General features: G+C 37.1%; 9 protein-coding genes. 4 read left to right on the forward strand and 5 right to left on the reverse strand.

Features of this window, described 5'->3' with window-relative positions; translation table 11 throughout:
• Positions 1-770: 770 nt before the first annotated feature.
• The 5 genes from WCP78_RS05825 to xth form a co-directional block, all read right to left on the reverse strand.
• Positions 771-1,517 (reverse strand): amino acid ABC transporter ATP-binding protein, encoded by a 747-nt coding sequence (locus WCP78_RS05825; protein ID WP_336279560.1) that lies wholly within the window; start codon positions 1,515-1,517, stop codon positions 771-773.
• Between the two features lie 11 nt (positions 1,518-1,528).
• On the reverse strand, positions 1,529-2,245 hold the full coding sequence (locus WCP78_RS05830; RefSeq protein WP_336279561.1) for an amino acid ABC transporter permease: 717 nt from the start codon (positions 2,243-2,245) through the stop codon (positions 1,529-1,531).
• A 2-nt stretch (positions 2,246-2,247) separates the two neighbouring features.
• Positions 2,248-3,000, reverse strand: coding sequence for an amino acid ABC transporter permease (locus WCP78_RS05835; RefSeq protein WP_336279562.1), 753 nt, complete (start codon positions 2,998-3,000; stop codon positions 2,248-2,250).
• 144 nt (positions 3,001-3,144) lie between these two features.
• Entirely contained in the window at positions 3,145-4,050 is a 906-nt protein-coding gene (locus WCP78_RS05840) for a transporter substrate-binding domain-containing protein (protein WP_336279563.1), read from the reverse strand.
• 144 nt (positions 4,051-4,194) lie between these two features.
• Positions 4,195-4,977: an exodeoxyribonuclease III gene (xth, locus tag WCP78_RS05845; protein ID WP_336279576.1), complete on the reverse strand. Its 783-nt coding sequence runs from the start codon at positions 4,975-4,977 to the stop codon at positions 4,195-4,197.
• Positions 4,978-5,462: 485 nt separating this feature from the next.
• Between xth and rpsL the strand changes: the two genes are divergently transcribed.
• The 4 genes from rpsL to WCP78_RS05865 all read left to right on the forward strand — a co-directional run.
• Positions 5,463-5,834: a 30S ribosomal protein S12 gene (gene rpsL, locus WCP78_RS05850; RefSeq protein WP_004855749.1), complete on the forward strand. Its 372-nt coding sequence runs from the start codon at positions 5,463-5,465 to the stop codon at positions 5,832-5,834.
• An 18-nt stretch (positions 5,835-5,852) separates the two neighbouring features.
• Complete coding sequence (rpsG, locus tag WCP78_RS05855; protein ID WP_336279564.1) at positions 5,853-6,323, forward strand: 30S ribosomal protein S7; 471 nt, start codon at positions 5,853-5,855, stop codon at positions 6,321-6,323.
• Between the two features lie 27 nt (positions 6,324-6,350).
• Entirely contained in the window at positions 6,351-8,435 is a 2,085-nt protein-coding gene (gene fusA / locus WCP78_RS05860; RefSeq protein ID WP_336279565.1) for an elongation factor G, read from the forward strand.
• A 64-nt stretch (positions 8,436-8,499) separates the two neighbouring features.
• Positions 8,500-8,626, forward strand: a 127-nt coding sequence (locus tag WCP78_RS05865) for a GTP-binding protein (protein WP_234924853.1), incomplete at its 3' end; no start/stop codon positions are given.

Below are 8,626 nucleotides of genomic sequence, written 5' to 3' on the forward strand. Positions count from 1 at the left end.
ATGATATGTTAGGTAGTTCTCAGTTATTCAGCTGTTGTTAAGTTTCTGATTTAGAAATGTTTTTTTGATAAACAGTAATGTATTGTAAATGTACATAAGGAAATTTGTAGCAAATCTAACAATGAAAAATGGGAAGTCTTAACTGATAAACAGGCTTCGGACAGAAGAAGCTGTCAGTGCTATTTATTTTTTCTATGCAGCAGATGTAAGTAATTTATAGAAGATTTCTGATAGTTTATTGGATATTTTGCAATGTGATGTAAAAGTGGGCAAATAGATTTTACGCTATTTAAAAAGCTTTTGTTGTGTAAGCTTATATGGAAGATATTAGTGTAAGTCAGCAACTTAGCTATATTTATTTACTATGATGATATATTAGATGATAATTATAGTGCATAAATTTTTTTCAAATATTATTAGAAAATGTATTAAGCTTGATTAAGAGAGTGAGAGCTATATTTCTTCTAAGATTAAATTTACTGATTATATGAAAAAGACTTCCACAAGTTATCTGTGAGATCTGACTTTTTCTATGTAACAGCAAAAGACTAAAATTTAATTCGTTTCCTGTAAAAATATGCACTTTATTTTGTTATTATTTGTATGCAGCACTTGAATGATGTGCAATATACAGCTGATCAAACTCAAACGGTATTAAAAAAATATTTGAGATATTTGAGGTAACGTTTTTTAAATATTTCTAAATCATGTTTTTGATTCTTATATCTTAGTGTTTAATGAAAGCAGTCTTATTGATAATAATCTATTGATTAATCACCGAGTATTTTAGATAAAAACTCTTGTGTGCGTGGTGCTCTAGCTTGTGGATTAGAAAAAAAATCTTTAGATGAACAATCCTCAAGAATTTTTCCTTGATCCATAAAAATAACGCGCTCTGATACTTTTTGAGCAAATCCCATTTCATGGGTTACGCAAATCATAGTCATACCTTCTTCTGCCAAGCTGATCATGACATCCAATACCTCTCCTACCATTTCAGGATCTAAAGCAGATGTGGGCTCGTCAAAAAGCATAACAAGTGGATCCATGGTCAAGGCGCGCGCAATAGCAACACGTTGTTGTTGACCTCCAGAAAGCTGAGTAGGGTATTTATCCTTATGTTCAATGAGTCCAACTCGTTCAAGATATAATAAACCGCGTTCAAGAGCTTCTTTTTTGTTGCGCTTTAATACTTTAATTTGTGCAATTGTTAAATTTTCCGTGACGGATAAATGTGGAAAAAGCTCAAAGTTCTGAAATACCATTCCTACATGGCTGCGCAGTTTAGATAAATTTGTTTTTTTTGAATGAACTGGTATTCCATTAATCCAAATTTCACCTTTTTGAAAAGGGACTAAGGCGTTAATAGTTTTAATGAGTGTTGACTTCCCTGATCCTGATGGTCCGCAAACTACAACAACTTCTCCTTTATTAATATTAGTTGTGCAGTTTTTTAGAACATTAATTTCACCATACCAGTTAGAAACATTTTTTATTTCAATCATATGAGTAGACATTTTTTTTCCTGTTATCGGATGATAGATATTTTTTTCTGTATATACAGAACTATTTGCGAGAGTGTAAAACAAATTACAAAATAGAAAATAGCTGCTAAGATATAAGCTTCTTGCTTTACACCAAAATTGTTAGCAACGATATCAAAACCATTTAAAAGACTATTCCCGCTTATTGCATAAACAAGAGTTGTATCCTGAAAGAGAATAATGACTTGTGTTAAAAAGACAGGTAGCATGTCTCTAAAGGCTTGGGGAAGAATTATAAGATACATATTTTGCCAATATGTCATGCCTAGAGCTTGTCCTGCCTGTTTTTGTCCTTGTGAAACTGAACTTATACCAGCACGCATAATTTCAGCAAAATAAGCGGTTTCAAATGTGGTAAAGGTAATTAATGCCGATTTATTTGCACCGATGGATGTGCCAGTCACAAGAGGTAAAAGCACAAAAAACCATAAGATAACCATAACAAGTGGTATAGAGCGCATGGCAGTTATGTAAATTATTGCAGGTAAAGAAAGTAATTTGATAGAAGAAAGCCGCATCATTGCTAGTAGCGTGCCGAAAATAAACCCCAGTATTGTGGCAAAGACAGTTAAAAAGATACTAAAGAGCAACCCTGATAAAATGTAAGAATAAAATATATCAAAAGTAAAGAATGAAAAGTCGAAGTTTAAAAAATTGAAATGAAAATAATATTCAAACGGAAAATTTGTGAAATTTATCATATTTAACGTCTCTCTGTTTGAAAATTAGGAATTCTGAATATTCGTTCAATTATTGTCATAATGGTGAATACGAATAAGGCTATAAGAATGTAAAGAATTGTAATAAGCAGATAATTCTCATAAACATGACTTACTTCTTCAATGGTTTGGTATTGGAATTGCATGAGTTCGTTTATTGAAACCGCGAATGCGATAGATGAATTTTTTACAATACCCATTGCTTCTGAGGTAAGTGGAGGCATGATTGTGCGGATGGCACGCGGTAGTATAATATAGCGATAACTTTGATAAGTGGTAAATCCCAGTGCCATAGCTGCGTAGCGCTGTCCAGAAGGAATAGATTCAATCCCTGAACGCACTTGTTCTGCGATACGTGCGGATGTAAAGAACCCTAAGGCACATGTTATTAATAAAATAGGTGGAAAATTCATTGCTGGTGGATAAATCTGAGGAATAACAAAGTACCATAAAAATACTTGTATAAGCAAAGGGATATTACGCATAATTTCCACCCAAATACTTCCAAGGGTGCGAAATAAGCAATGGATCATCGAGGTATTTGGTAAAGTGCGCATTGTTCCTATAACGACACCAAAAAATACAGCCAAGATTAGTGAAGAAATAGATAATATGACTGTATTTTTAAGGCTCTCTAGGAGTGCATCTAAGTATGTATGGCTTATACCAGGAGTTCCAAGGCATCCAGCTATTAATGTTTGATTAAGATCATCTGTACAAAGGAAAGAAAAATCCATCAATTAATGTTTCCTAAACTTAGTCATTGACAAATAATGTAATAAATTATTCGTATTTACTTACATATGCTAAAATTTATTAGAAGATAAACTCAAACATAACCTTACTCAATTTTCAAAGAGTTTGGTTATGTTTTTAAAATTTTACAAATTATTTTCTTTGTAATCTTCGCGAGGCTTATTATTTGGATGTTCCCAAGCGTATTTTGTTAATTTAGATAATGGAAGATTGACCACAACATTTACAGGCGGAATTGGCTCCATAAACCATTTATTATAAAGCTTTTCGAGTGATCCGTCTTGAATTTGACGTATGATGCTGTCGTTGATTGTTTTCTCTAAGCTTTTGTCATTTAATCGAAGCATACAGGCTATAGGTTCTACTGAAAGTACAGGATCAAGAATGACATAATCTGACGGATTTTTTGATTTAGCAATATGTCCAGCAAGGATTGAAGCATCCATGATGAATGCATCTGCATGGCCGGATTCTAACATTAAGAAGCTGTCTCCGTGATCTTTTCCTTTCACGACATTAAAGTGAATATTTTTTGCACGTTGATTCTTACGGAGAAGCTGAACCGATGTTGTTCCGGTGGTAGTTGCAATCGTTTTTCCATTTAAATCATCAAGGGATTTAATGTTGGAGCTTTTTTTGACTGCAATCCGGACTTCTTCGACGTAGGTGGTATAAGCAAATGCTGCTTCTTTACTACGTGCAACATCATTTGTTGTTGAGCCACACTCAAAATCATAGGTATGGTTTTGAAGTAGAGGAATTCTATTTTGTGATGTGATAGTTAGATACTCAATTTTAATTGGTTTACCAATTTTTTTTGAAATGTCGTCAACGATATGTTTTGCCATTTCTGTGTGGAAACCCACATATTTACCATTACCAAGAGCATAAGCCAAACCTGACGATTCCCGAACACCTAAAGTAATTTTTCCTGTTTTTTTTATTTTTTCAAGTGTACTACTTTGAGCTTGTGCATTATTTGCTAGTCCTATAACAGCTGCTGCAATAAATATTAATAATGATTTTTTCATTATTGCCTCCTTTATTTGTATTTTCATTATTGCCTCCTTTATTTGTATTTTTTCTTATTATTGTATATTTATGCTGTACTGTATAGCATATTTATTTTAAGTGTGAGATTTTTATTATTCTAATATTAATGTATTACACTTTACTTAACTAAGATCGAGATCAATCCAAACGGGCGTATGATCTGACGGTTTTGGGTAACCTCTTACTTCTGTTTGACTATAAGCACAGATAAGTTGATCAACTGCCTCTGGTGATAATAGTAGATGATCAATACGAATGCCGTTATTTTTAGGCCAGGCTCCAGCTTGAAAATCCCAAAAGCTAAATGAGGGGTTATCTGTAGCACTACGAATAGCGTCATAAAAACCTAAATTAATAATGTGTTGGAATGCTTGTCTTGTTCGTAAAAGGAATAAGGCATCATTATTCCATTCTTGAGGATTCTTTGCATCTAATGGAGTAGGGATGACATTATAATCTCCAGCTAAAACAAGGGGTTCTTCATATGTCAGCAACAATTTTGCATGTTGGTATAATCTTGCCATCCATTCCATTTTATAAAAATATTTTTCGCTATTGATGGGATTACCGTTAGGGAGATACAGGGAAGCAATACGGATGGTTTTTTTATTTATTGAATAAACAGCTTCGATGTAACGTGCTTGCCTATCATCATTATTTCCTGGTAGCTGACGCGTGACCTCATCAGGTGTTTTTTTAGAGAGAATCGCAACGCCATTGAAACTCTTTTGTCCATGCGTTTCTACGTGGTAGCCTAAGTTTTCGATTGCATCGTACGGAAAATTTTCATCGGTACTTTTGATTTCTTGTAGACAGACTACATCAGGCTGATTTTGCTGTAACCACTTATATAATGTTTCATGTCGTGCTTTTATTCCAGCTACATTCCATGTTGCTATTCTCATGATGTTTGCGTCAGACATCACGTATGTCGTTTGATGAGTTACTACGTTGAAGTGGCATATGAGTCCTCCTTGTATGCTCTTTCATATGCGATATTACTATAGCAATCTAATTTATCAAGAGTTTCTGTGAGAGCTAAATTTAAGCTATTACAATGTTAATTTATTTTTTATAAATTTTATGATGTTTAGTTCTTGACGAATGTATTCGTTCTCGTTATTAGAGGCTATCACAGCCGGTGTAAAAGTGGTTGAAATGTTGGGCATTTATCCTGATGGTCATTTTTAACGAGGTTTGTTGAAGAAATAAAAGCAAATGCCAGTGCAAGAGGCTGTTGCCTTCTCTGCTTATAGTCGGGTAAGCTGTTTGCTGCAGTCATGCCCGATTTTGTGTATGAGCTTAGGTGTTTATTCTGATTTATGTCAGGGTAGATGGAAGTGAAAAGCCCAGTGAATGGGTAAGGTGAATATATAAAGAGGAAGGTTGCATGCCTACCGTAAACCAGTTGATTCGTAAGCCACGTGTGGTGCCTGTTAAGCGTAATAAGGTTCCTGCTCTTCAGGCGAATCCACAGAAACGTGGTGTCTGTACCCGTGTCTATACAACGACACCGAAAAAGCCAAACTCTGCACTTCGTAAAGTTGCTAAGGTTCGTTTGACAAATGGATTTGAGGTAATTGGTTATATTCCGGGAGAAGGGCATAACCTTCAAGAGCACTCTGTTGTGATGATTCGGGGTGGTCGTGTAAAAGATTTGCCAGGGGTTCGTTACCACATTATTCGAGGGTTGCTTGATACGCAGGGTGTCAAGAATCGTAAACAGCGTCGTTCGAAATATGGCGCGAAGCGTCCAAAATAATATTGAGAGACAAGATCCATGTCCCGTCGTCATAGAGCAGAAAAGCGTGAAATTAATCCAGATCCTAAATTTGGAGATTTGGTCATTACAAAATTTATGAATGCCATTATGTTTGATGGTAAAAAATCGGTTGCTGAGCGTATTGTCTACGGTGCGCTTGATGTTGTGGAGAGTAAAGTAAAATCTGACCCTGTGCTTTTGTTTCATCGGGCACTGGAGAATGTTGCTCCTCATATTGAAGTTCGTTCGCGTCGCGTTGGTGGTGCTACTTATCAGGTTCCCATTGATGTTCGTCCTGATCGCCGTCAGGCTCTTGCTATTCGCTGGCTGATTGCGGCGGCGCGTGGGCGTAATGAGACGACGATGATTGATCGTCTTTCTGGTGAATTGGTAGATGCGGCTAATAATCGTGGTTCTGCAGTGAAGAAGCGTGAGGATGTTCATCGTATGGCTGAGGCCAATCGTGCATTTTCGCACTATCGCTGGTAAGTGGTATTAAAGGTTAAGGCAAGTATAATGGCTCGCGAATATAAAATTGAGGATTATCGTAATTTTGGTATTATGGCACATATTGATGCTGGTAAGACCACTATGACTGAGCGTATTTTATTTTATACTGGAAAGAGTCATAAAATTGGTGAAACTCACGATGGTGCTTCTACAATGGATTGGATGGAGCAAGAGCAGGAGCGCGGTATTACGATTACATCGGCTGCAACGACTACATTTTGGGAAGGTCGTGATGGTAAAAAGCGGCGTTTCAATATTATTGATACACCTGGGCACGTTGATTTTACTATCGAGGTTGAGCGCTCTTTGCGTGTTCTTGATGGTGCGATAGCATTGTTAGATGCGAATGCTGGTGTAGAACCTCAGACGGAGACTGTTTGGCGGCAAGCTGAAAAGTATCATGTGCCGCGTATGGTTTTTGTTAATAAAATGGATAAAATAGGTGCTGATTTTTATCGTAGTGTGGAAATGGTTGGTTCTCGGTTGGGAGCCAAAGCGCTTGTTTTGCAGTTGCCAATTGGTGCTGAAAATGATTTTGAGGGCGTTGTTGATCTTATTGAAATGAAAGCGTTAAGGTGGGATGGTTCTATCGGTGCTGCGGCGGTGGTAAGTGAGATCCCTTCTGACTTGAAGGAAAAAGCTGAGGAATACCGTGAAAAATTGATTGAGATGGCAGTTGAAGTTGATGAAGATTCGACGGAGGCTTATTTAGATGGTGTGATGCCAACGAATGAGGAGCTTATCTCTCTTATTCGCAGAGGTACGATAGAAGTTCAATTTCATCCAGTTTTTTGTGGTACTGCTTTTAAAAATAAGGGAATTCAGCCGCTTTTAGATGCTGTTGTTTCTTATCTTCCTTCTCCAGTAGATGTTCCAGCGATTAGTGGTATAGATGTTAAGACTGAGGCTGAGACGACACGTGAATCTTCGGATAATGCGCCACTTTCTATGCTTGCTTTTAAAATTATGAATGATCCTTTTGTTGGGTCATTGACTTTTTGTCGTATTTATTCTGGTAAAGTTCAGAAGGGTATTTCTCTTGAAAATACAGTAAAGAGAAAGAGGGAGCGTTTGGGGCGTATGCTTCAAATGCATTCAAATTCTCGTGAGGATATTGAGGAGGCATTTGCAGGTGATATTGTTGCCCTCGCCGGCCTTAAGGAGACAACGACGGGTGATACTCTTTGTGATCCTTTGAATCCTGTTATTTTAGAGCGGATGGAATTCCCTGATCCTGTTATTGAGATTGCGATTGAGCCAAAAACGAAGGCAGATCAGGAGAAAATGGGTATTGCGCTCAACCGTTTAGCGGCGGAAGATCCATCTTTTCGTGTTAAATCGGATGAGGAATCTGGACAGACAATTATAGCTGGGATGGGTGAGCTCCATCTTGATATTATTGTTGATCGTATGCGGCGTGAGTTTAAAGTTGAAGCTAATATTGGCCAGCCTCAAGTTGCTTATCGCGAGACGATTACAAAAATTGCGGAAATTGATTATACTCATAAAAAACAGTCTGGTGGTGCTGGTCAGTTTGCTCGTGTGAAAATCGTTTTTGAGCCTCATGATGGCGATGATTTTGTCTTTGAGTCGAAAATTGTTGGTGGTGCTGTTCCAAAAGAATATATTCCGGGTGTTCAAAAAGGGATTGAGAGTGTTATGGGCTCTGGTCCTCTTGCTGGTTTCCCCATGCTTGGTGTAAAAGCCACTTTAATTGATGGTGGTTATCATGATGTCGATTCTTCTGTTTTAGCTTTTGAAATTGCTGCTCGTGCCGCTTTTCGTGATGGTGCTAAAAAAGCTGGTGCGCAACTCCTTGAACCCATTATGAAGGTGGAGGTTGTTACGCCAGAAGATTATGTGGGTGATGTCATTGGTGATTTAAATTCTCGTCGAGGTCAGATTTCTGGAACTGAGGCGCGTGGTATTGCAACAGTAGTTAATGCAATGGTTCCTTTGGCAAATATGTTTGGTTATGTTAATACTCTTCGTTCGATGAGTCAGGGGCGTGCTCAGTATACAATGCAGTTTGATCATTACGAGCCTGTTCCTTCGGCTGTTGCTTTGGAGATTCAAAAGAAATATGCGTAATTTTGGGTTACGTAATTAATTTTTAACTTAGTCCTTGGTTTGGACAAAAAATGGAGAGCTCAAAATGGCAAAGAGCAAATTTGAACGTACGAAGCCGCATGTTAATATAGGTACGATTGGTCATGTTGATCATGGTAAGACTTCGTTGACAGCAGCGATCACGAAATATTTTGGTGAATTTAAAGCGTATG

This window comes from Bartonella occidentalis, from assembly GCF_037070875.1.
Lineage (GTDB): Bacteria > Pseudomonadota > Alphaproteobacteria > Rhizobiales > Rhizobiaceae > Bartonella.

Excerpts from the sequence above, each read along its gene's own strand:
- rpsL (WP_004855749.1), top strand. The coding sequence starts at position 5,463 with ATGCCTACCGTAAACCAGTTGATTCGTAAGCCACGTGTGGTGCCTGTT.
- fusA (WP_336279565.1), top strand. The coding sequence starts at position 6,351 with ATGGCTCGCGAATATAAAATTGAGGATTATCGTAATTTTGGTATTATG.
- WCP78_RS05825 (WP_336279560.1), bottom strand. The coding sequence starts at position 1,517 with ATGTCTACTCATATGATTGAAATAAAAAATGTTTCTAACTGGTATGGT.
- WCP78_RS05835 (WP_336279562.1), bottom strand. The coding sequence starts at position 3,000 with ATGGATTTTTCTTTCCTTTGTACAGATGATCTTAATCAAACATTAATA.
- WCP78_RS05830 (WP_336279561.1), bottom strand. The coding sequence starts at position 2,245 with ATGATAAATTTCACAAATTTTCCGTTTGAATATTATTTTCATTTCAAT.
- xth (WP_336279576.1), bottom strand. The coding sequence starts at position 4,977 with ATGAGAATAGCAACATGGAATGTAGCTGGAATAAAAGCACGACATGAA.
- rpsG (WP_336279564.1), top strand. The coding sequence starts at position 5,853 with ATGTCCCGTCGTCATAGAGCAGAAAAGCGTGAAATTAATCCAGATCCT.
- WCP78_RS05840 (WP_336279563.1), bottom strand. The coding sequence starts at position 4,050 with ATGAAAAAATCATTATTAATATTTATTGCAGCAGCTGTTATAGGACTA.